This window comes from Corynebacterium provencense, from assembly GCA_900049755.1.
GTDB lineage: Bacteria > Actinomycetota > Actinomycetes > Mycobacteriales > Mycobacteriaceae > Corynebacterium > Corynebacterium neomassiliense.
This window is the reverse complement of the sequence record LT160593.1, coordinates 150,428-172,290: the sequence shown is the minus strand read 5'-3', so window position 1 is coordinate 172,290 and position 21,863 is coordinate 150,428. Positions and strand designations below refer to the sequence as shown.

The 21,863-nt window shown below is 67.3% G+C and carries 17 protein-coding genes and 2 tRNA genes; 16 read left to right on the top strand and 3 right to left on the bottom strand.

Translation table 11 applies throughout. From position 1 onward, the window contains the following. Window positions 1-21: 21 nt before the first annotated feature. Window positions 22-648 carry a nucleotide exchange factor GrpE gene (grpE, locus tag BN3906_RS07230; protein ID WP_066586574.1) on the bottom strand — a complete coding sequence of 209 codons (627 nt, stop codon included), beginning with the start codon at window positions 646-648 and terminating at the stop codon, window positions 22-24. Beyond that, window positions 645-2,510: a molecular chaperone DnaK gene (gene dnaK, locus BN3906_RS07225; protein WP_066586567.1), complete on the bottom strand. Its 1,866-nt coding sequence runs from the start codon at window positions 2,508-2,510 to the stop codon at window positions 645-647. The genes grpE and dnaK overlap by 4 nt, the downstream gene beginning before the upstream one ends. Window positions 2,511-2,723: 213 nt before the next feature. Here dnaK and BN3906_RS07220 point away from each other — a divergent pair, with 213 nt between their 5' ends. The 7 genes from BN3906_RS07220 to BN3906_RS07190 all read left to right on the top strand — a co-directional run bounded on the left by BN3906_RS07220 (window position 2,724) and on the right by BN3906_RS07190 (window position 10,186). Further along, the gene (locus BN3906_RS07220) at window positions 2,724-3,659 is read left to right on the top strand and encodes an alpha/beta hydrolase (RefSeq protein ID WP_261796907.1); all 936 of its coding nucleotides are present in this window, start codon (window positions 2,724-2,726) and stop codon (window positions 3,657-3,659) included. Window positions 3,660-3,840: 181 nt separating this feature from the next. Beyond that, window positions 3,841-5,010 carry a hypothetical protein gene (locus BN3906_RS14820; protein ID WP_066586562.1) on the top strand — a complete coding sequence of 390 codons (1,170 nt, stop codon included), beginning with the start codon at window positions 3,841-3,843 and terminating at the stop codon, window positions 5,008-5,010. A gap of 38 nt (window positions 5,011-5,048) precedes the next feature. Continuing rightward, complete coding sequence (locus BN3906_RS07210) at window positions 5,049-6,305, top strand: pyridoxal phosphate-dependent aminotransferase (protein ID WP_066589460.1); 1,257 nt, start codon at window positions 5,049-5,051, stop codon at window positions 6,303-6,305. A 12-nt stretch (window positions 6,306-6,317) separates the two neighbouring features. Further along, window positions 6,318-7,523, top strand: a complete 1,206-nt coding sequence (locus BN3906_RS07205; RefSeq protein WP_066586559.1) for a sensor histidine kinase — start codon at window positions 6,318-6,320, stop codon at window positions 7,521-7,523. A 22-nt stretch (window positions 7,524-7,545) separates the two neighbouring features. Then, a complete protein-coding gene (locus tag BN3906_RS14680) occupies window positions 7,546-7,722 on the top strand; it encodes a hypothetical protein (protein WP_154669491.1) in 177 nt (58 codons plus the stop codon). 110 nt (window positions 7,723-7,832) lie between these two features. After that, window positions 7,833-8,456, top strand: coding sequence for a response regulator (locus tag BN3906_RS07200; protein ID WP_237559815.1), 624 nt, complete (start codon window positions 7,833-7,835; stop codon window positions 8,454-8,456). A gap of 680 nt (window positions 8,457-9,136) precedes the next feature. Next, entirely contained in the window at window positions 9,137-10,186 is a 1,050-nt protein-coding gene (locus BN3906_RS07190; RefSeq protein WP_066586553.1) for a lipase family protein, read from the top strand. A 274-nt stretch (window positions 10,187-10,460) separates the two neighbouring features. Here the strand turns inward: BN3906_RS07190 and dcd are convergent, their stop codons facing one another. Then, window positions 10,461-11,069, bottom strand: coding sequence for a dCTP deaminase (gene dcd / locus BN3906_RS07185; RefSeq protein ID WP_066586551.1), 609 nt, complete (start codon window positions 11,067-11,069; stop codon window positions 10,461-10,463). 137 nt (window positions 11,070-11,206) lie between these two features. On the opposite strand from dcd, the gene BN3906_RS07180 reads away from it, so the two are divergent. The 9 genes from BN3906_RS07180 (at window position 11,207) to BN3906_RS07140 (ending at window position 21,862) form a co-directional block, all read left to right on the top strand. Further along, a tRNA-Gly gene (locus tag BN3906_RS07180) sits at window positions 11,207-11,277 on the top strand. A 71-nt stretch (window positions 11,278-11,348) separates the two neighbouring features. Beyond that, window positions 11,349-11,421, top strand: a tRNA-Thr gene (locus BN3906_RS07175). Between the two features lie 449 nt (window positions 11,422-11,870). Continuing rightward, window positions 11,871-13,415, top strand: coding sequence for a sugar transferase (locus BN3906_RS07170; RefSeq protein ID WP_066586549.1), 1,545 nt, complete (start codon window positions 11,871-11,873; stop codon window positions 13,413-13,415). Window positions 13,416-13,437: 22 nt separating this feature from the next. Further along, window positions 13,438-14,775, top strand: a complete 1,338-nt coding sequence (locus tag BN3906_RS07165; protein WP_078057259.1) for a glycosyltransferase — start codon at window positions 13,438-13,440, stop codon at window positions 14,773-14,775. Next, a complete protein-coding gene (locus BN3906_RS07160; protein ID WP_066586547.1) occupies window positions 14,772-17,579 on the top strand; it encodes a tyrosine-protein kinase domain-containing protein in 2,808 nt (935 codons plus the stop codon). Before BN3906_RS07165 ends, BN3906_RS07160 begins: the two co-directional genes overlap by 4 nt. 120 nt (window positions 17,580-17,699) lie before the next feature. After that, window positions 17,700-18,788 carry an acyltransferase family protein gene (locus BN3906_RS07155; RefSeq protein ID WP_066586546.1) on the top strand — a complete coding sequence of 363 codons (1,089 nt, stop codon included), beginning with the start codon at window positions 17,700-17,702 and terminating at the stop codon, window positions 18,786-18,788. Beyond that, window positions 18,785-20,053: a hypothetical protein gene (locus BN3906_RS07150; protein WP_066586542.1), complete on the top strand. Its 1,269-nt coding sequence runs from the start codon at window positions 18,785-18,787 to the stop codon at window positions 20,051-20,053. Before BN3906_RS07155 ends, BN3906_RS07150 begins: the two co-directional genes overlap by 4 nt. After that, window positions 20,035-21,186, top strand: a complete 1,152-nt coding sequence (locus tag BN3906_RS07145) for a polysaccharide pyruvyl transferase family protein (protein ID WP_066586539.1) — start codon at window positions 20,035-20,037, stop codon at window positions 21,184-21,186. The genes BN3906_RS07150 and BN3906_RS07145 overlap by 19 nt, the downstream gene beginning before the upstream one ends. A 97-nt stretch (window positions 21,187-21,283) precedes the next feature. Next, window positions 21,284-21,862 (top strand): arsenate reductase/protein-tyrosine-phosphatase family protein, encoded by a 579-nt coding sequence (locus BN3906_RS07140; protein WP_261796906.1) that lies wholly within the window; start codon window positions 21,284-21,286, stop codon window positions 21,860-21,862. Window position 21,863 lies beyond the last annotated feature (1 nt).

Here is a 21,863-nt window from a genome sequence, read left to right as displayed (position 1 = left end):
CCCGGACCGCTCCGACCGGCGTTACCGCGGGTCGGAGATGACCACCATGGCGGTGCGCAGGGTACGGTCACCGATCCGGAAGCCCCGGCGCAGCACTGTGCCGATCACCTTCTCGTCTCCGGAGGAGGTGTCCTGCACCGCCTCGTGGAGGGCCGGGTCGAAGGTGTCCCCTTCTGTACCGAAGGCCTCGATGTCCAGTTCGTTGAACACGGACGTCAGCTTGTCAGCCACGGCCTTCAGCGGTCCGGTGAGGTCGCCGTGCTTCTCGGCGAGATCCAGGTCGTCCCGCAGCGGCAGCAGCCTGACAGCCACATCGGCCTTTGCGGCCTCGCGGATGGAGACCCGGTCACGCTCGGTACGCCGCCGGTAGTTGGCGTACTCCGCGGTGATCCGCTGCAGGTCTGCGGTCCGCTCGGCGAGCTGCTCCTCAGCGTCGGAGAGCTCTCCCGAGTCGTCGATGTCGGCGTCCGCGGTCTCTGCGACCACGTCCTCGACATCCCCGGCGAGGGCGTCGACGGTGTCAGCGGCATCGGTGCCGGCTGCGTTCACGGCGTCCTCCTCAGGGGTGGTCCCGGGCATCGGGGTCTCGGTGTACTCCTCGTCGGTCTCCGACGGTGAGCCGGGGTCGGCGGGGTTGGGGGTGGTCACTTCGCATCATCCTCGTCGACGACCTCGGCGTCGACGACGACGTCGTCGTCCGCTGGGCCGTTGGTGGAACCGTCGGAGGAGGTGGCCGAACCACCCTCGGCGCCGCCCTTTGCAGCCTCAGCCTCGTAGATGGCCTTGCCCATCTCCTGGCTCTCGGCGGAGAGCTTCTCGACGGCGTCCTTGATGGCCTCGACGTCGTCACCCTTCAGGGCTTCGTCGACGGCGGTCGCGGCGTCCTCGACCTTCTTCTTCGTGTCCTCGGAGACCTTGTCCTCGTTCTCGGAGAGGAACTTGCGGGTCTGGTAGGCCATGGACTCCGCGGAGTTGCGGACCTCCTGCTCCTCGCGGCGCTTCTTGTCCTCCTCGGCGTGGGCCTCGGCGTCCTTGATCATCTGGTCGATCTCGTCCTGCGAGAGGCCGGAACCGTCCTGGATGGTGATCGTGGACTCCTTGCCGGTGCCCTTGTCCTTCGCGGTGACGTGGACGATGCCGTTGGCGTCGATGTCGAAGGTGACCTCGATCTGGGGGACGCCACGGGGTGCCGGTGCGATACCACCGAGCTCGAAGGAACCGAGCAGCTTGTTCTGCTGGGCCATCTCACGCTCGCCCTGGAAGACCTGGATCTGCACCGAGGGCTGGTTGTCCTCGGCCGTGGTGAAGGTCTCCGAACGCTTGGTCGGGATGGTGGTGTTGCGCTCGATGAGCTTGGTCATCACGCCACCCTTGGTCTCGATACCGAGGGACAGCGGGGTGACGTCGAGCAGCAGCACGTCCTTGACCTCGCCACGGAGCACACCGGCCTGCAGTGCGGCACCCACGGCGACGACCTCGTCGGGGTTGACGCCCTTGTTCGGTTCCTTGCCGCCGGTCAGTTCCTTCACCAGGTCGGTGACGGCGGGCATACGGGTGGAACCGCCGACCAGCACGACGTGGTCGATGTCGTTGACGGAGACGTCGGCGTCCTTCAGCACCGCGGCGAAGGGCTTCTTCGTCCGGTCGAGCAGGTCCTGGGTGATGCGCTGGAACTCGGTGCGGGACAGGGTCTCGTCGAGGAAGAGGGGGTTCTTGTCCTCGTCGACGGTGATGTACGGCAGGTTGATGCTGGCCTGCTGGGAGGAGGAGAGTTCGATCTTCGCCTTCTCCGCGGCCTCACGCAGACGCTGCAGTGCCATCTTGTCCTTGGACAGGTCCACTCCGTGGGCGCTCTTGAACTTGTCGACCAGCCAGTCGACGATGCGCTGGTCCCAGTCGTCACCGCCGAGCTTGTTGTCGCCGGAGGTGGCGCGAACCTCGACGACACCGTCGCCGATCTCCAGCAGGGAGACGTCGAAGGTACCGCCACCGAGGTCGAAGACGAGGATGGTCTGTTCCTTGTCGCCCTTCTCAAGTCCGTAGGCCAGGGCGGCCGCGGTCGGCTCGTTGACGATCCGGAGGACGTTGAGGCCTGCGATCTGTCCGGCGTCCTTGGTGGCCTGACGCTGGGCGTCGTTGAAGTAGGCCGGGACGGTGATGACGGCGTCGGTGACGTCTTCGCCGAGGTAGGATTCCGCGTCCCTCTTCAGCTTCATGAGGGTCCGGGCGGAGATCTCCTGGGCGGTGTACTTCTTGCCGTCGATCTCGGGGGTGGTCCAGCCGTCGTCGCCGATGTGGCGCTTGACGGAGCGGATGGTGCGGTCGACGTTGGTCACCGCCTGGTTCTTGGCCGACTGACCGACGAGCACCTCACCGTTCTTGGCGAAGGCGACGATCGACGGGGTGGTGCGGGAGCCCTCGGAGTTGGCGATGACGACGGGTTCGCCGCCCTCCAGAACTGCTACCACCGAGTTGGTGGTACCGAGGTCAATTCCCACTGCGCGTCCCATAGTGACGTCCTCCTGATGTGTTTGATCGTTGATGATCGAGGTTTGTTAAGTGAGCCGGGCTCAAGTCTGCCTCCGCGATCCGGAGGAGTCAACCTGAGTTGAGTTCCACTCGCTCAACTTCATGACATCCGGTACAACGGCGCACACCCCGAAGTTGTTCCCGATGCACTCAACTTTTTTTCGGGACGCCGCCTGCACCTACCATCAGACCCCATGAGCCTGCCGATGAAGCTGTTCGCCGCCTACGTGAAGCGGACCCGCCACAGCACATGGGCGTCCGCGGACAGGGTGAGGGAGATCATGTCCCGGCCCCGCCACTCCGCCGCGATCCCCCACGAGCTCTACCAGGTCAACCATGTCACCGGCCACGAAGTGACCACCGACGACGGCACCTTCACCGTCCACTCCCTCGTCCCCGCCACCGACACCCCCCGCGACACCCCCCTCGACATCTGCGTCTACCTCCACGGCGGCGGCTACGTCAACGGCCTCGACGACAGGCACTGGAAGTTCGTCAGCGACATCGCCGGCGCGGGAATGAAAGTCATCGTCCCGGACTACGGCCTGGCCCCGGAGCACACGGCGTCCTCCGCCCGTACCCTGCTCGACAGGGTCATCGGGGACGCCGCGGACGAGGCCCGGGACAGCGGCCACCGGCTGTGCCTGGCCGGGGACTCCGCAGGCGGCGGACTCGCCCTCGGCTGGATGCTCACCACAGGACGCCACGATGCCCGCGACCCGGTGGAGCGGATCGCACTGGTGTCCCCGTGGCTCGACGTGTCCTGCACCACCGAGGGCCTCGACGCCCTCGTCGACGACGATCCCTGGCTGCACCCCGACGGTCTCCGCGTGGCAGGCCTCGCCTGGGCGGGAGCGGACACCGCACGCGGAGTGGACATCCACGATCCGCTGGTCAGCCCCCTGGCGGCACCGGACACCGACCTGGCCGCCCTACCGCCGACGGCGGTGTGGACCGGCACACGTGACATCCTCCACGCCGACGCCCTGGCCCTGGGCGCGCGGATGCACCGCACCGGTGCCACGGTGGACGTGCACACCTGCGACGGCGCCGTCCACGTCCACCCGCTCACCCCCACCCCGGAGGGGAAGGCCGCCCGGGAGGAGGTCATCCGGTGGCTGAGCAGCTGACCTGCCCGGCCACGACCGAAGACCGGTGCCGTAGGCCGGTCCCGTAGGCCGGTCCCGACGACCGGTACAATGACCGGAGCGCAGGGCTCCCCGATTAGTCGACGCTCCTTCCCGGACTAGTATGGAACAGTCCATACCGCACGCCGGGCGAACATGTGCTCCGACGGAACGAAGAGATCAGATGAACGAACCCTCAGATCCCCAACGCCCGAAAGGCGGAGACCGGCCCCGCGAGACCGCGGCGTTCGAGGACACGGAGTTCTCTTTCGGAAAAGCTGCGTCAACGCCGCCGACCTCCCGCCAGGGCTACCTCGCCGATGTGGTGGAGAGTGACCACCCCGACGTCCCCGACGACGGGACCGTCATCGACGCAGAGATCGTCGACGAGACCGGACCTGCCGGTGACCACGGCCGCTCCACCGCGTCCCGGCCGCCCGTGCTGGGGTCGACCACCGACCCGGAGATGACCGGCATCATTCCCGCGGTCCGGGACGACAGTGAACGCCCCGGCACCGGACCCGGTACTGCCGGCTCCGCCGCCGCCGGGTCCGCCGCAGCAGAGGAGACGGCCGTGGGTGCGGTACCTCCGGTCGCGGCGTCCCCGTCCGGCCAGACGTCCCCGGAGGGCGTCCCCGCGGGCGGTTCAGGCGGCGACGGAAGTGACGGCGGCGACGACGGCGGCGACGGCAGATCCTTCAGTTTCCGCAGCGTGCCGCCCTGGGCGTGGATCCTGGTCATCGGCGTCGTCCTCGCCGTTCTCGTCGGACTCTTCGCCGCCAGCCTCATGAGGCACAACAGCGTCTCGGACTCCTCACCGCTGACGAGCGTCGTTCCGAGCTACGGACGTCCGACCGCGTGGAACTCCACGACACCGACCACGACGAAGATCCCGGACAACAGCGCAGGCCTGGGCTACGACGGCTACGGCTACGGCTACGGGGACCAGTCCGGGGACGACAGCTGGAACGACGGCAGCGACTGGACCGACACCACCGAGGAGCCTGACACCTCCGGTCCGACGGGCACCCCCTCAACCGGCGCCCCGGGCACCGGACAGGAGACCCCCGGTGGAACCGGTACCCCCGGCACCGGCGGCGGCACCACACCGGGGACGCCGGGCACCGACCCCGGCACCGGTACCTCACCCGGCACCGACCCGGGCACCGACCCCGGCACCGGTACCTCACCCGGCACCGACCCGGGCACCGGGGGCACGCCGGGCACCGGAGGAAACCCGGGTACCGGGGGCACACCGGGAACAGGCGGAAACCCGGGCACCGGAGAAACGCCGGGTACCGGTGGCGGCACGACCCCCGGTACCGGTGACGGGGACTCCACCACCACCGAATAACGGGGCAGAAGGCACGGCACCACCCCCGTACTGGCATGATGGGAAAAATGAGCACCACACCGAAGCACCCTGTGGAGCTTCGTCCCCTGGACCAGTCGACGAAACTCCAGAACGTCCTCTACGAAATCCGTGGCCCGGTGAACGCCGAGGCAGAGCGCATGGAGGCCGACGGTCACCGGATCCTCAAGCTCAACACCGGCAACCCCGCGGCCTTCGGTTTCGACGCCCCGGACACCATCGTCCAGGACATGATCGCCGGACTGCCCTACGCCGCCGGCTACTCCCAGTCCAAGGGAATCCCCTCTGCCCGGCGGGCCGTTGTCGCCCGTTACGAAGTCATCCCGGACTTCCCCCCCTTCACCACCAATGACGTCTACCTGGGCAACGGGGTCTCCGAGCTGATCACCATGGTCACCCAGGCCATGCTCAACGACGGTGACGAGGTCCTCATCCCCTCGCCGGACTACCCGCTGTGGACTGCCGCGACCACACTGGCCGGGGGCAAGGCCGTCCACTACCTCTGCGACGAGGAGAACGACTGGTTCCCCTCCGTCGAGGACATCGAGTCGAAGGTGACGCCGCGGACGAAGGCGATCGTCATCATCAACCCGAACAACCCCACAGGTGCGGTGTACAGCCGCGAGGTGCTGGAACGGATCGTCGACATCGCCCGGGAGCATTCTCTGCTGGTGCTCTCCGACGAGATCTACGACAAGATCCTCTACGATGACGCCGTGCACGTGAACACGGCGTCCCTGTGCCCTGACCTGCTGTGCATCACCTTCAACGGATTGTCGAAGGCCTACCGTGCGGCCGGTTTCCGGTCCGGGTGGATGGTCCTGACCGGGCCGAAGGAGCACGCGAAGGGCTTCATCGAGGGCATTGAACTGCTGTGCTCCACCCGGCTGTGCGCCAATGTCCCCGCCCAGTACGGCATCCAGGTCGCACTGTCGGGACGCCAGTCCATCGAGGATCTGGTCCTGCCGGGCGGACGACTGCTCGAACAGCGCAACGTGGCCTGGGAGAAGCTCAACGAGATCCCGGGCGTCAGCTGCGTCAAACCGATGGGGGCACTGTACGCGTTCCCGAAGCTCGACCCGAACGTCCACGAGATCCACGACGACGAGCAGTTCATGTTCGACCTGCTGCGGGCCGAGAAGATCCACCTGGTCCAGGGCACCGGGATGAACTGGCCGACACCCGACCACTTCCGTGTGGTCACCCTGCCGTGGGCCAGGGACCTGGCGGAGGCGATTGAACGGCTCGGCAACTTCCTGGCCAGTTACAAGCAGTGACCGGGGTGCGGCGTGCGGATTCTGGCGGGTAACGCGCTGACGGGTTTCCGGGCCCGTCACCGGATCCCTTTCGGCCTGCCGGAGGCCGTGCTGGCACTGCTGCTCCTGGTCATCGAGTTTGTGCTGGTCAGTGAACCAGTGACTCTCGCGTCGATTCTCTGCGCTGTCGCCGGTGTCGCCCTGGTCCTCACCGCACCCCGGTGGCCCCTGGCGTCCGCGGTCCTCACCCTCCCGTTCGTCGCCGCCTCGTCCTACGTTGCCGCGGACGCCGCGACCTACGCCGTCTTCTTCGTGCTCATCATCATCGAGGTGGTCACCGCCAGCGGTCTCGCCGCCGTGGGACTGGCCCTGGCACTGGTCCACACCGCCCTGGTCATGGTGGATTTCGCGACGATGACGGTCGACAGTGACCCGGTGGTCGTGACCGTGACACTGGTCCTGCTCAGCACCGGTTATTTCGTCGGCCGTAACCGGCTGGCGCAGGCGCTCAACAATGCGGCACTGCGGCGGTCGCTGGCGGACAGTCAACGGCTGCAGCGCATCGGTCTGGCCCGTGAGCTCCATGATTCGGTGGCCACCTCCCTGACCGGTGTCGTCATGAGGTCCCAGGCCCTCGAGCTGACGGTGGGTGACCGCGCGGACCCTGAGGTGGTCGAGGGGCTCAGGGACATCTCCCGCAGTTCACGTCAGGCGCTGGAACAGTTGCGGACGATGCTGCGCCTGCTCAGTTCGGACAGTGCGGACACCGGTGCCGACAGTGCGGGGCCGCCACCGTCGTTGCGGGACTCGCTGGAGACGTCGACCCGCGAACTTCGCGCCCACGGTCTGCGGGTGCGGTCCCATGTCAGTCTTCCGCGCGCATCCCGGGAACCTGTGGTGGATCTGCAGGCCCTGTCCCGGATTCTCACCGAGATGACCGCCAACGCCGCGAAGCACTCCCCCGACCACGCTGAGGTGTGGTTGAGCTGCAGGGTGAATGCGGGTAACTCGGTGACGGTGTCGATGGTGAACCCGGTTTCCGACAGCGCCGGGGCAGATCCTGCGCTGACCAGTGACCTGGGGATGGGGTCGATGGTCGCCAGGGCCCATACGGCGGGAGGGGAGCTGGTCGCCGGTCCGGTCAACAGAGATCACGGATCCGGTGGTCCCCAGCTCTGGCGCACGGCCGTCACGCTGCCTATTGTTGGAGGCGACGTATCGCCCCCCACGTCTCCGTGACTCTCTTACAGAGGAGAAAATCTTGTCCAGTTCCCGCCCGAAGTCCCTGCTGCGCCGTCTTTCCGCCGGTGCCGTGACCGTGGTCCTCGCCTCCGGCCTGTGTGTCGGTACCGCCTCAGCCGACACCGGCTCCGTCAACTACAAGGCGTCCCTCGGTTCGATCTTCTCCTGCAAGAAGCACAACCACTTCTACTGCTGACGTCACCCGTGACGTTCTCTCCCTCTCCCGGCTCCTCCTCCGGGGCCGCTTCCGTCCCCTCTCCCTCCGGCACGATCCGGCTCCTGCTGGTCGACGATGACCCGTTGGTCCTGTCCTCGCTGCGCCTGTACTTCAGCACTCCCGCCGCCTCGGACATCGAGGTGGTCGGGGAGGCGTGCGACGGTGCCGGTGCACTCGACCTTCTCGGCAGGATCGACACTGACGTCCTCATGGCCGACATCCACATGCCGACCATGGACGGGGTGGAGCTGCTGCGTCATGTCCGCGAGCTGGAACGCCCCCCGGTGTTCATCGCGATGACCGCGTTGGACGAGGACGCGACGATGCTGTCGGTTCTCTCGCTCGGCGGCGCGGGGTACATCCTGAAGAGCTCCCGCCCGGAGTTCATCATCGAGACGGTCCATCAGGCACTCGCCGGCGGTACCGTCGTCAGCCCGCAGCCTGCCACCCGTCTGATGAGGCATCTCCCTGCCGGTGGGGGACTGTCGGCGGAGGACGCGGACCGGCTGGACAGGCTCTCCCCCTCTGAGGAGAAGGTCCTGTCACTGGTGTGCGCGGGGTTGTCGAATGCGGAGATCGCCCGCAGAACGGGGCGTTCAGCCAGCGCGGTGAAGAAGACGGTGTCCTCTCTGCTCACCAAGTTCGGTACCGATTCGCGGGTGCAGCTGGCTGTCCTGGCGGTCGAGGCCGGGTTCCACCCCGAGGACCAGTAGGGTCCGGCAGCAGTACCTGCGGATTCCCCGGGCCCGCGGGGCTGCGGGCGGGCGGGTGGCGTGGTCGGTGGGACTGTGTGACCGGCCCCCGCAGCCAGATCCACAGCTAATGTCCGATCTGCGAAACTTTTTTCCGATCTGCCGCCGGAACTTCCCGATCACCCCCGGTAAGGATAACCTTTCCGACATGCGACGTTTCCCCCGTTCCCACGCCACGCCCCGCCCGCGTACGACCCCCCGCCCCCTGGACACGGCACGCAGGACCGCGGCAGCTGCTGTCCGCCGCTCCACGGTCGCCGCGCTCGCCACCGTCACCGCAGCGGCCGTCTCCTTCGTCCCCTCCGCGGCAGCCCACGTCCCCGCCACCACCGGCACCACCGCCACGACCACCGCCACAACAGCGGCCATGGCCTCCGCCCCTACACGGGGCACCGTCATCTCCTCCTCTGTCCTCCCGGACGACCNGAATTCACCTCCCAGTAACGTAAACCCCTAGGCCCACCCCCCCCCGCAATCGTTAGTAAGCGTTTTCTTACTGTCCGCACCCACCTTCTTTTTTTTGTGTCACCCGCGTCGCCCCCCCCCCTTTCTTTTGCCGTTTACCACCAGGTTTCTCTCTTATACCAATTTGTTTGTAAAAAAGCGGCACCACCGCCACGACCACCGCCACAACAGCGGCCATGGCCTCCGCCCCTACACGGGGCACCGTCATCTCCTCCTCTGTCCTCCCGGACGACCTGGTGCTCACCCGTTCCAGCGGTGGCTGGCACTTCGAGTACGAGACGGACGGCCCCCACGGAGAGAAGGCCTCCAGTCTCGGCACCCTCTATCTGCCACAGGGGCAGGCGCCCGAGGGCGGATGGCCGGTACTGGTCTACGGCCACGGCACCCAGGGCCTGGGGGACGCCAACGTCTCCTGGACAGGCTGGGTCGGGGAGGACAACACCGGCGACCAGTACCTGGCCCACTGGCTGGACGCCGGCTTCGCCGTCGCCGCACCCGAGTACGTCGGTCTCGGCACCGACGGGGTCCACCCCTACCTCAACACCCACAGTGAGGGTGCCGCGATGATCGACATCGTCCGGGCGTCCCGGTCGCTCAGCGACGACCTGTCCACCACATGGGTCACCAACGGTTACTCGCAGGGCGGCCACGCTTCGATGGCGGCGGCGGAAATGGCCGCGGAGTACGCCCCGGAGCTCCACCTCGCCGCAGTCACCGCCGGCGGCGTCCCCGCCGGTATCGCCGACGAGCTTGCCGTGGTCACCCCGGTCCTGCAGTTCAGCCAGCCTGACCTGGAGACTTACCTGGCTTTCGTGCTCGCCGGATTCCGCGCGGCGCGACCTGACTTCCCCCTCGACGACTACCTCACCGACACGGGCCGGCGGATCGTCGATCTGGCGGAGACCGCGAACTACTTCGAGATGTCGGACGCCGTGGCCGACATTCCCGTCGGTGACCTGGTGACCAGGCCTCTGGCCACCGGTGACCTCCTGCCCGCGGTGCGGGAGCACCTCGCCGTCCCGGTCGACGGGTACGACGCCCCGGTCTTCATCTACCAGCAGGCATACGACATGGTCAGTCCTGCCCCGTTCACCGCCCGCCTGGTGGCGGAGGCCGAGGCCAACGGCATGGACGTCACCTACCGGGTCGACGAGGATCCCGCGGGCCACGCCGGGTGGACCGACGGTCTCGAGGACGCCGTCGCCTTCGCATCGTCGCGGGTCTGAAGGGGCCCGGAAGAGCGTCCGGACAACCTGCACCGAGATCGCACCGAGGCGTCAGTCGATTGCCAGGGTCCTCCAAGAAGCCGCTCGTAGATTGAATCTCATCGGCAGACAGAAAGGATCCGTATACGGCAGCTGAGCATTCTCCTCTTGAAACGTCAGCAGGAAACCCCCGGTCAGTGGCGACACTGCCGGGGGTGACCTGTGTCCGGCGGCAGGCACCGGGCACAGCGGGGGGTCGGAGTCTCCCGCCCCGGAGCCCGGAACTCGGCGTCCTCTACAGGAAGTTGAGGTAGGCCTTGGACGGTGTCGGCCCCCGCTGCCCCTGGTACTTCGACCCCAGGGCACCGGAGCCGTAGGGGTTCTCCGCCGGACTGGAGAGGGTGAAGATGGCCAGCTGACCGATCTTCATGCCGGGGTACAGCGCGATCGGCAGATTGGCGGTGTTCGACAGTTCGAGGGTCACGTGGCCGGTGAAACCCGGGTCGATGAACCCTGCGGTCGAGTGCGTGAGCAGACCGAGGCGTCCGAGAGAGGACTTCCCCTCCAACCGTGCGGCGAGGTGGTCGGGCACGGTGATGTACTCCAGCACCGAACCGAGGACGAATTCCCCGGGGTGGAGGATGAAGGCCTCCCCGGCGATGCCGCCGTCGGCGATGGCGGTGCCGTCCTCCCCCAGTCCGTCACCGACCTCGACGAGGGTGGTGAGTTCCTCCTGGGGCAGCCGTGGGTCGATGTGGGTGTACTTCGAGTTGTTGAAGACCCGGAAGTAGCGGTCCAGGCGCACGTCGATGCTGGACGGCTGGACCATCGACGGGTCGAAGGGGTCGAGGGACAGTGCCCCGTCGGCGATGGCGGTGCGGATGTCTCGGTCGGAAAGAAGCACGTGAACAGCGTAGCGCAGTCAACACGTGGGGCTGGCTCCGGGACTGCGCCGGGGTGTGTTACAGTACTTAGCGTTGCCCGGTCGGAGACCCTGGTAGAGAAACCTGGTCGAAGACTGCAGCATTGCTGCCGGGCACTGCCGATGTAGTTCAATGGTAGAACTCCTGCTTCCCAAGCAGGTGGCGCGGGTTCGATTCCCGTCATCGGCTCAGCAGCGGTTCTCCTCCCGGACCTGCCCGCGTGCACTGCACGTCAGGCTCCGTGTGCGGGACCGCCGCCCGCCCCCTTAGCTCAGTCGGCAGAGCGTTTCCATGGTAAGGAAAAGGTCGACAGTTCGATTCTGTCAGGGGGCTCGGAACGATCACGACCCGGTACAGCTGCCGCCAGCTCTGCCGGGTCGTTGCGTATCTGCACCCCGGACCGCGTCCGGTCTCCGTCACATCCGACTCCGTTACACGGCCACCCCCGTGCCCCACGGAGCGCCTCCGGGACCGCCGGACACCGACGCACGCTGACTCCGGATTCAACTCACCGTGAACGTAAAACCGCAGGTGACACGCCCCCGCAAGCAGTACGTAACGTTGGCTTAACTTACGTGACCAACATCACTGTTTTTTGTGTAACGCCTGGTCAGTGCCCCTCTCCTTTTGCGGCTACTACCAGGAAACTCCTGGTCAGACCAGATGTTGACCGCCTCCGTACAGACAGGACCGTCGTGTAACGGCGGGGAAAGCATTACTGTTACCCCCGTACCTCTCCAGTCAAGCCCCCTCACCTGCCGGCACACAGAAACGACTCTCCCATGGTTCTCCGCACTCCACCGTCGACCTCCCGGTCAACAGGAAACCCCTTCCCTGACGTCATCACCCGCCCCTCCCTCCCTCACCTCGCCAAGACCGCGGACACCCGCCGGTTCCGGCACTCCCAACGCACGGTGTTCTACGTCCTCAGTGACGCCCTCGCCGTCGTCACCGCGGTCCTCATCGCCGACCTGCTCTCGATCTACACCTGGGCACCAGACTTCGGCGTCATCACCGACCACTTCTTCACCGCCCGGAACCTCCTGCTCAGCGCAGCGGTCTCGGTCTTCTGGCTCGCCTGCATCGGCCTCACCCACGGCTACAGTCACCAGGCCCGCACCTTCCACCGCATCGGCCGCGAGAACGTCATCAAGGGCAGCCTGGTCTTCGCCTCCGGCCTCGCCATGGTCGACGCCATCTCCTCCTACTCGGTGTTCCGGCACTTCGCCCTGTTCGGCCTGCCCGTCGGACTGTTCCTGCTCATGGTCTCCCGGATGGTGAACCTGCGGGTCACCGACCGTTTCCGCACCGACCTCAGGCACAGCTTCCTGGCGATCGGACAGGTCAGGGACATCAACCGCATGATCCTGTCCTTCCATGACAGGGAGGACGTCGGCGACCTCATCCACGGCATCCTCCTCACCGACCCGGAGAACCGGGACGAGCTCCTCGACGTCCACGGCATTCCCGTCGACGGAATCTGCATGAGCATCCTCACCACCGAGGAGTTCGCCAAGGCCGCCGCGGGCTACGAGTGTGACGCCGTGTGGGTGGCGTCCATCGGAGAGTTCGGCCACCGTAATCTCCGCAGGCTGTCCTGGCAGCTGGACAAGCTCAACATGCGCCTGTACCTCGACCCCATGCTCGAGGGCATCAGCGGCACCCGGCTGGACGTCGTGCCCTTCGGCCCCCGCCACGCACTGTTCGTCGACCGTCCCCGGTTCAGCGCCGCCAACGGGCTGATCAAGAGGGTCTTCGACATCACCGTCTCGGCGGTCGCCCTCATCCTCGTCTCACCGGTCATGCTGCTCACCGCACTGGCGATCAAGCTCGAGGACCGGGGCCCGGTCTTCTACGTGAGCACCCGTATCGGCCTGCACGGCCAGCCGTTCCGCATCTTCAAGTTCCGCAGCATGCACACGGACGCCGACGCCCGCCTCCAGAAGCTGCGCGAGCAGGTCGGCGCGGAAGGACTGTTCAAGATGAAGAACGATCCCAGGGTCACCAGGGTCGGACGCTTCATCCGCAAGACGAGCATCGACGAGCTACCCCAGTTCTTCAACTCCCTCATGGGCAGCATGAGCGTCGTCGGTCCGCGCCCCCACCTCAAGCACGAGGTCGACGCCTTCGGCTCCGACATGAGGATGCGTATGGAGGTCCGCCCCGGCATCACCGGACTGTGGCAGGTCTCCGGCCGCTCCGACCTGACCCCCGAACAGGCTGAACGGCTCGACCTGTACTACGTGGACAACTGGTCGCTCGCCCTGGACATCAAGACCATCGCGCGCACGTTCCGCGCCGTGGCCCTGTCACGTGGCGCCTACTGAGCCGGGGGCAGTCGGAACGACCATGAAGATCCTGCACGTCACCGACTGCTACCACGGTGGGGTCGCCACCGCCGTCGAGCAGTACGCCCGGCTTCTGCCCGACCACAGCCACCTGCTGCTGTCCAACAACGCCCGCAGCTCCGCCCCGCCCGTCCCGCGCAGCCCCGGTATCTTCACCGTGGACCGGGAACTCCCGGCGTCCCCCCTCGCCGCGGTGCGCGCGGTCCGCGACGCCGTCGCCGAACTGCGCCCGGACGTCGTCCACGCCCACTCCAGTTTCGCCGGGGTCTACGTCCGCCTCGCCGCAGCACTCGACCGCATGACACCCGGCCGCGACACCGTCCCGGTGGTGTACACCCCGCACAGTTTCGCCTTCGAACGGGCCGACATCCCCGCCGCGCAACGCCGGGCCTTCCGACTGCTGGAGAAGATGNCGTCCCCCCTCGCCGCGGTGCGCGCGGTCCGCGACGCCGTCGCCGAACTGCGCCCGGACGTCGTCCACGCCCACTCCAGTTTCGCCGGGGTCTACGTCCGCCTCGCCGCAGCACTCGACCGCATGACACCCGGCCGCGACACCGTCCCGGTGGTGTACACCCCGCACAGTTTCGCCTTCGAACGGGCCGACATCCCCGCCGCGCAACGCCGGGCCTTCCGACTGCTGGAGAAGATGCTCTACCCGTTGACCACCGTGGGGGCACCCTGCGCGGTCTGGGAGGGTGAACTCATGTGCGGTCTCGGACACGGCCTGCCGTGGACAGTGCCTGTCACCGTGGTCCCGAACGTGCTCGCCGAGGACCACCCCGCCCCCGTGGACAGCTGGTCACCCACCCTCCCGCAGACGGTGGGCGTGGTCTCCCGGGTGACCCCGCAACGCGACCCGGCCTTCTTCGCCGCCACCGCCCGGCTGATCCGCGGGGAACTGCCGGAGACCCGCTTCGTGTGGATCGGGGACGGGGACGGCAAAGACACCTCCCTCATTCCCGTTCTCGAGGACGCCGGGGTCGAGGTCACCGGCTGGCTCAACGGGGATGAGCTTCACCGGCGCATCGCAGAACTGTCAGTGGTGGTCCACACCGCAAGGTGGGACGGGTTCCCCATGTCGGTCCTCGAGGTCCGCAGGATCGGCGTCCCCCTCCTCGTCCGGGACATCCCGGCCCTGCAGGAGTGCCCGGCCGAGGCGAGGTTCGGCACACCGGAGGACGCCGCGCGCAGGGCAGTCCGGATCCTCACCGCGGGAAGGGACCCTGCGGACTGGACGTCACTTGACCGTGCGCACTCCCCGCAGACCCAGCGGGACCGGCTCACCTCGGTTTATGATCTGGCGGTGGGGAGAACCTCCGACCGGAAGGCAGTGCTGTGACCGCACGGACCGACAGCAGTCACACCCGGGGGCCGGCCTCGTCGCCCCTGGTCCTCGGGGTGTGCCTCGGTGCGGTCGCACTGGCGGTGGGTCTGCTCGTCCGTCCCAGGCTCACCGGACTGTTCGGCGGATTCGGCAATGACGCCGCCACCATCCGCTGGATCATGTCCTCCCCCTTTGACGCGGCGGACCTCGGCGCCGGCTCGTACAGTGCCATCGCCGCGTTCTACACCCGCATCGGCATGGTGGAGGCGCCGACAGCCGCCGCCGTCCTCGGCGTCGTCATCGGTGCAGCCGTCCTCGGGGCCGTGCTGGTACGTGTGGACAGTGTCCACCTGAGCACCCTCGCCCTGGTGCTCGCACTGGTCACCCCCCTGGCCGTCGGCGTGTACCAGGCGGCCTACACCAAGGAGGTGGTCATCTCCCTGGCGATGCTGGTCATCGTGCTGATGCCGGTCAACCTCCTCGGAGAGATCCTCGTTGTCGCGTCCATGGCACTGCTGGGGGCGGAGTTCCGCACCTACTGGTTCATCGTCATGGGCCTCTACGTGGTCTTCCGGGTACTGCTCAGCCGACGTCCGGCCGGTCCTGGGACCCGCAGCACCGCACAGGTGGTGTGGATGATCGTGGGAGTTGCGGTGGTCACCGGCCTGGCGGTGTGGACCGTGATGGGCGTACCTGCGGACAGTTTCCGTACAGACGCCAACGACACCGCCGAAAGGCAGGCGAACACCGGCTCGTTGATCACCCGGTTCGTCAATGCCCCGGAACCGCTCGGCGGCATCCTGAACTCCACCCTGACCTCACTGTTCTTCATCGTCCCCCTGCCGATGCTGGCGAAGTTCTCGCCGTACTACCTGGTGATCGGCGTACTTTTCGCACTCATCTGGACCAGCGCGGTCCGGGCCGCCGGCACGGCGGGCAGGGGGAACCCGCCGCTCGCCCGGTTCACCGCACTTCCCCTGGCTTTTCTCGTTGTCCAGGGCCTGTTCGAACCTGACTGGGGTTCCGCCCTGCGGCACACCACCCCGATCCTTCCGCTCATCGTCGGCGCAGTGGCGCTGGCCAGCCGCCAGGCTGCGCAGGACACCGTGCCGGACCCCGGCGACGACCCTCCCGGTGAGACAGGTACCGGACACCCGATCCACTGCCCGCCATCTTCCCGACGACTAAGGACCACCATGATCTCCCGGACTTCACCAGCCTCCACCGCATCTTCGGCCGGTGGAACGTTCTCCGCCCGCAACGTGCTCGTCGACTACCTGGGTCATCTGCGCAGGTCCTGGTGGATGCTCGTCGTCGGCGCGCTCGTGGGCGCCCTCGCCGGCTGGGGTGCCACCGCTCTCATGACCAAGGAGTACACGGCGACCGCCCAGGTGTACGTGGGCACGGCGTCCACCGGCGGTTCCAGTGACGCCTACCAGGGCGTCCTGCTCAGCCAGAAGCAGGTCGGCTCCTACGCGGAGGTGGCCAACGGCCGGGCACTGAGCCAGCGCGTCGTCGACCAGCTCGGCCTCGACCGCACGCCCGACGAGGTCATGGCGATGCTCGACGCCGGAGCCCACAAGGACACCGTCATCCTCGATCTCACGGCCGTCTCCGGGGATCCCGTGCTCTCACGGGATGTGGCGAATTCTGCGGCGACCCAGCTGCAGCAGATGGTCCGTGAGCTCAACGAGCAGACCTCAGCTCCCGGTGCCGGCGGCGCCCCGCAGCTCGCACTGCTCAACCAGGCGGTCACGCCGACGTCTCCCTCGTCCCCGAACATGTCCCTGAACATCGCCCTCGGACTTGTGGTGGGCCTTGTGGTGGGCGCTGTCGCCGCCGTGTGCCGGGGCCTGTTCGACCGCAGGATCACCGATCCCGCGGCCATCCAGGAGATCGTCGAAGCCCCGGTCATCGGCAGCGTCGGTACCGCCGACGTCCTCGTCGAGCACCACACCCTCGATTTCTCCGGTGCCCCCACCCCGGCCGCCGAGCAGTTGCGGGAGCTGCGCACGAACCTCAGGTTCCTCGACGTCGACAATGCCCCCACAGTGCTGGCCGTCACCTCGGCGATGCCCGGTGACGGCAAGTCCACCCTGGCGGTGAACCTGGCCCTCGCCCTGGCCGATGACGGTGAGAGCGTCTGCCTGGTCGACGCCGACCTGCGTGACCCGAGTGTCACGAACTATGTGGGCAACAATCTCCAGAGTGCGGTGGGCCTGTCCACGGCCCTGTCAGGCCGGGCGGACATCGGCGACGTCATCCAGTCGACCGCCACGGAGGGGCTGAGTGTGGTCGCCTCCGGTCCGATTCCGCCGAACCCTGCAGAACTGCTCGGGTCCAGGCGCTTCGGGGAGATCCTCGCCCAGCTCGCCGCCCGTTTCGACCATGTCATCCTCGACGCGTCCCCGGTGCTGCCCGTCACCGACGGTGCGCTGGTCGCCTCTTCCGCGGACGGGGTGCTGATCACGGTGCGGTACAACGGCACCACCACCGACCAGCTCACCGCGGCGGCCGACAACCTCACCGCCGTGAACTCCCGGATCCTGGGTACCGTCTTCACCCAGACTCCGGCGCCGAAGGGAAGGTACGGCAGGTACAACGGCTACGGCGCGTACGGTTACGGGTCCACCGCAGCCACCGCCGGTACCGCAGCCACCCCGGACCTCCCGGACGCAGCCACGGACGGGACAGAACCCGGGCCAGAAACCGGGCCAGAATCCGGGGAGGACGCCGGACGCACCACCTCCACGGGTACACAGGACTCCGTCAGCGTCGAGGTACCCGGCGGTACCTCCCGCCCCGACCCCGACCGCTGAATTCGACGGACGGAGCCGGCCGGCCCCTCCCTCTCCCTCCGTCCACCCCGTCCCCGCCTCACCAGATTCACCCCCTCCCTGACCCGTATCTGCTCCCTCACCTCTACAGGACGAACTGCCATGACGTCCGATCAGACGATCCGCTCCTCCACGCCCCCGTCGGCCGGTTCCGCCGACGGGGGCAGGCACCGTGCCGCCTCCGGCCGGAACATTCCCGTCGACACTCTCCGCGGACTGGCGTGCATACTGCTGGTCACCTTCCATGTCATCGGGGACACGTCCGCAGCGGGCATCCATGTCGCCGACGACAGTGCCTTCCGCTACTACTGTGACTCGGTCCAGTACCTCCGCATGCCGTTGTTCACCTTCCTCTCCGGACTCGTCTACGCGTGGCGTCCTCTGTCGGACATCCGGGCGTACCCGAAGTTCATGGGCAAGAAGGTCCGGCGACTTCTCGTTCCCTACGTGATCTTCATCCCGGTGCTCGGGCTCACCCAGATGTACGCACCCGGTGTCAACGGCACCGTGGACCCGGACCCCCTGCTGTGGTGGATCAACTCCCTGAGCCCCTACTGGTTCCTGCTGTCCACCTTCTGGCTCTTCGCCCTGGTGGCGTTGCTCGATTCCCGGGGTCTTCTGCGTTCACCGTGGGCTTTCGGGGGACTGTTCGCGGCGTCCGTGCTGATCTCACTGCTCACCAGGCCCGAGACGGTGGAGACCCTCCAGCTCGGGACCGCGCTGTCCTTCCTTCCGTTCTTCCTCGCGGGTGTCGGGGCGTTCAGGTTCCGCCTCATCCCGCAGCGGACCATGACCGCTGTGCCGGTCACCCTCGTGCTGCTGGTACTGGTGGTGCTGGTGCAGCTGTCGCTCACCGGTCACCTCGAACGGTTCGAGACCCGCCACAGTCTGGTGGGCATTGCCCTGGGCGTGGTCTTCCCCGTCGCCTTCCTGGGATGGTCCCTGAAATCCCGGGTCCTGGCCTGGATCGGCGGATACTCGTCGGGGATCTACCTCCTCCACTCTTTCGCGGTGGGGGCGTTCCGCGCCGTCACCGGTGCCGTCGGACTGGACGCTGACCTCCCGCGGTTCATCATCCTGTCGGTGGGAGGCATCTTCGCCTCGATCTTCGGCGTCATCGTCCTGAGGCACGTGAGGATCGGGCCGGTCCAGATCGGCCGGATCATGCTGGGCGAGAAGGTGAAGAAGTGAGCAACGGCGTACACCCGGTCATCGGGCTGGTCAGGAAGTTCCGGAGCTACGGGCTCTCCGGGATCGCCCAGGCGATGAACTTCGTGGCGATGCTGATACCCATCCTCGGACGCCAGATGGACCAGCTGACCTACCTGGTCGTTCCGTTGGCATTGTCCGGCCTCCTCTGCAGGGCGGTGACCTTCGCCTACCCCGGACGTTACCTCGCCGTCCCGGACAGTCTCGTGAGGACGGCGTCCTCGACCGCCTTCGCCGGGCTGTTGACCGGCACCGCTGTACTGCTGGTCGCCGCGGCCGCGCTCAGCGGACCCTCCGACTACTGGGCCGGTGTGGTGGCCTGGGGCGCACTGCTCACCTTCACCCACGGGATGTACTTCGCGGCCGTGGCGGTCGTGACCCGGGAACGCCGGATCGACGTCTATGCCCGGGCGCGGATCGTCTACGGCGTCATCAACATCACCGGGACGCTCATCGTCGTGTTCCTGGTTCCGTTCCGGGAGGGTCTTGTCGTGGTCGCCGGGACAATCACCCTGGTCGGCGCGACCGTCATGCTCGCCGGCACCACAGACCGGATCATCCCCGCCTTCGTCCGGGACGTCACCAGTCTCTTCGACAGGGGGCACCGGAGGTACCTGGCACTGTCACTGCGTGCCACCGGTGCACAGCTGCTCACCGACCTCGCCTTCCAGATCCAGGCCTTCGCCACCCCCTTCCTCGGCGCATACCAGGAGATGTGGGCGGTGGCGCTGCGACTGACCGGCGGATTCTCAGGCCTCGCGCAGCAGGTCGTCGCACCGGGCTTCGAGATGAAGATCTCGGACGCCGTACGCCGGGGAGACCCGGGGACTGTCCGCAGATGGACTCTCCGGGGCCTCTGGTCCAGTGTCGTCCTGGCGTTCTTCTCCGCGGTCGTCGTCGTCGCTGCCGTGGTCTTCGCGGCAGACGGCCCGGATGTCACGGCCCGGACCCTCCTCTGCCTGGGCGTGTTCACTCTCGGTTCCCTGGTGACGTCGCTGGTGACGAAGGTCCCCTACATCACCGGCAGAGATTCGCTGTGCCTCGTCTGGTCGGTGATCCGGCCCACGATCCTCGGTGTCTCCCTGCTCACCCTGTCGGACGGTCCACTGCTCACCGCCATCGCGGTGGCGCAGCTTGTCAGTGCAGCGGCATTTGTCCCCCTTGTCCTCCTTCCCCCGGCGGACACCGTCCCCCACACCCCCTCACCGTCCCGCGAAAGGAAGTCCACATGGAAAGCAAGGCGCTGATCCTGCACGGATACAGCTCGAGAAACCGGGGTGACGGTCTTCTCGTCGAGGAGACCGTGGCACTTCTCAGGGAAGCCCTCGGCGGGGACACGGACATCACCCTGTGCGCCTCCGACCCGGAGAGCTTCCGTCATCTTCCGGTGACCCTCCACAGTTCCCGCCCCTCTGCCCGCGGCTGGCGGCGTGACTATCTGCGGGTGCTGCGTCAGCTCGACAGGTATGACCTGGTCGTCGGGGTCGGTGGGGGATACCTGCGGGCAGGGCGGGTCACGGAAGCGCTGAAGTGTGCCCTGGTCATGGGTCCGCAGCTGGTCGCCGCCGCCCTCACCTCCTCGCCCACCGTCTATCTTCCGCAGAGCATCGGCCCTCTCCGCGGCGGCACCCGGGCACTCTACGCACCACTGCTGCGGCGACTGTCCCTGGTCATGGTGCGTGACGACCGGTCGATGAAGGAGCTCGGCCTGGACGTCGGGCCGAACAACGCGGTGCGCATGCCGGACCTCGCGATCGCGTCCCCTGACTTCACCTCACGGTTCGACGGTGCCCCGGAGACGACGGGGCCCGGGGACGCAGACCGTCCCGGAGGGCACCCCGGGTCCCCGTCCACCGTCCTCAGCGTCCGTCAGGTCCACGGGAAACTGCCTCCACTGGTGGTGTCGCTCACCGGGAGACTGCGGGACGCCGGAGTCCCGGTCGTCGGCTACGTCCAGAGCACCGTCGGCGGCAACGACGACGGAGCCGCCCAGGAGCAGGTCACCCCGGGTAACACTGTCGACGAGGACGAGTATCTGCGCCGTGGCGTCCACCACCAGGACCCGCCCAGGGTGGTGGTCGCCGTACGCCTCCACGCGGCACTGCTGGCGGTCCGCGCCGGGCACCGGGTCATCCACCTCGCCTACGAGAGGAAGGGGTTCTCCGCGTTCGCCGACCTCGGACTCGGGGAGTGGGTGCACAACGTCAACAGTTTCGATGTCGACCAGGTGGTGTCGCAGGTGGTCGGGTTGCGTGAGGATCCGGAGGATCAGTCGCGCTACGATTCGCGTGTACGCTCCAGTGTTCCGGTGCTGCAGGAGCGGCACCGGGAAATGGTCGACGATCTCCGTCGACTGGCCCGGACCACGAGCCCCGCCTGACCCCGTCCCGTCCGGCCGGTCCTGACCGTTTCCGTCCAGCTCTCCACAGTCCAGCTCTCCACCACTCCGTCCCTCCACCTCACAGGAGACCGAAGCCATGTCGTCAGCCATGTCGTCCGAACAGCAGTCATCCGCTCCCCCCCAGACCCCCGCACCCCTGCGGGTCCTGTTCGTGTGCACCGGGAACATCTGCCGCTCCCCTGCCGCCGAGTACCTTCTCCGCGACTACCTCGGCGGTGACCACCCGGGCATTGCCATGTCGAGTGCCGGTGTCGCCGGTCTGTCCGGTCACCCCATGGACTCCAGGTCCGTCGACTACCTGAAGGGCAGGGGCATCGACGGGAACGGCTTCTCCGCACGGCGTGTCAGCCGTCGGATCCTGGAAGCCCAGGACCTGGTGGTCTGCTTCGAGCAGCGTCAGGTGGACTCCTGTCTCATCACCCACCCCGGCGCGATGTCGAAGACGTTCCGTCTGCCGCAGCTGGCGCAGTGGCACCGCAGTGGTCTGCTCCCCTCCCTGACCGCCCTCCCGGAACTCCGGCACGGGCTGCCCAGGGTGGACGGGGATGTCGAGGATCCGGTCGGTTTCAGCTCGGCGAAGGAGTACACCCGGGTACTTGAGGCGATCGACAACGACGTCGCGGAACTGTCCGCCCTGCTGACCTACGGGCGCTGAC

What these genes read in the sequence shown, in the direction of transcription:
- dnaK (WP_066586567.1), bottom strand. Translation starts at nt 2,510, where the DNA reads ATGGGACGCGCAGTGGGAATTGACCTCGGTACCACCAACTCGGTGGTA.
- BN3906_RS07220 (WP_261796907.1), top strand. Translation starts at nt 2,724, where the DNA reads ATGAGCCTGCCGATGAAGCTGTTCGCCGCCTACGTGAAGCGGACCCGC.
- BN3906_RS14820 (WP_066586562.1), top strand. Translation starts at nt 3,841, where the DNA reads ATGAACGAACCCTCAGATCCCCAACGCCCGAAAGGCGGAGACCGGCCC.
- BN3906_RS07210 (WP_066589460.1), top strand. Translation starts at nt 5,049, where the DNA reads ATGGGAAAAATGAGCACCACACCGAAGCACCCTGTGGAGCTTCGTCCC.
- BN3906_RS07190 (WP_066586553.1), top strand. Translation starts at nt 9,137, where the DNA reads ATGGCCTCCGCCCCTACACGGGGCACCGTCATCTCCTCCTCTGTCCTC.
- BN3906_RS07170 (WP_066586549.1), top strand. Translation starts at nt 11,871, where the DNA reads ATGGTTCTCCGCACTCCACCGTCGACCTCCCGGTCAACAGGAAACCCC.
- BN3906_RS07155 (WP_066586546.1), top strand. Translation starts at nt 17,700, where the DNA reads ATGACGTCCGATCAGACGATCCGCTCCTCCACGCCCCCGTCGGCCGGT.
- BN3906_RS07145 (WP_066586539.1), top strand. Translation starts at nt 20,035, where the DNA reads ATGGAAAGCAAGGCGCTGATCCTGCACGGATACAGCTCGAGAAACCGG.
- BN3906_RS07140 (WP_261796906.1), top strand. Translation starts at nt 21,284, where the DNA reads ATGTCGTCAGCCATGTCGTCCGAACAGCAGTCATCCGCTCCCCCCCAG.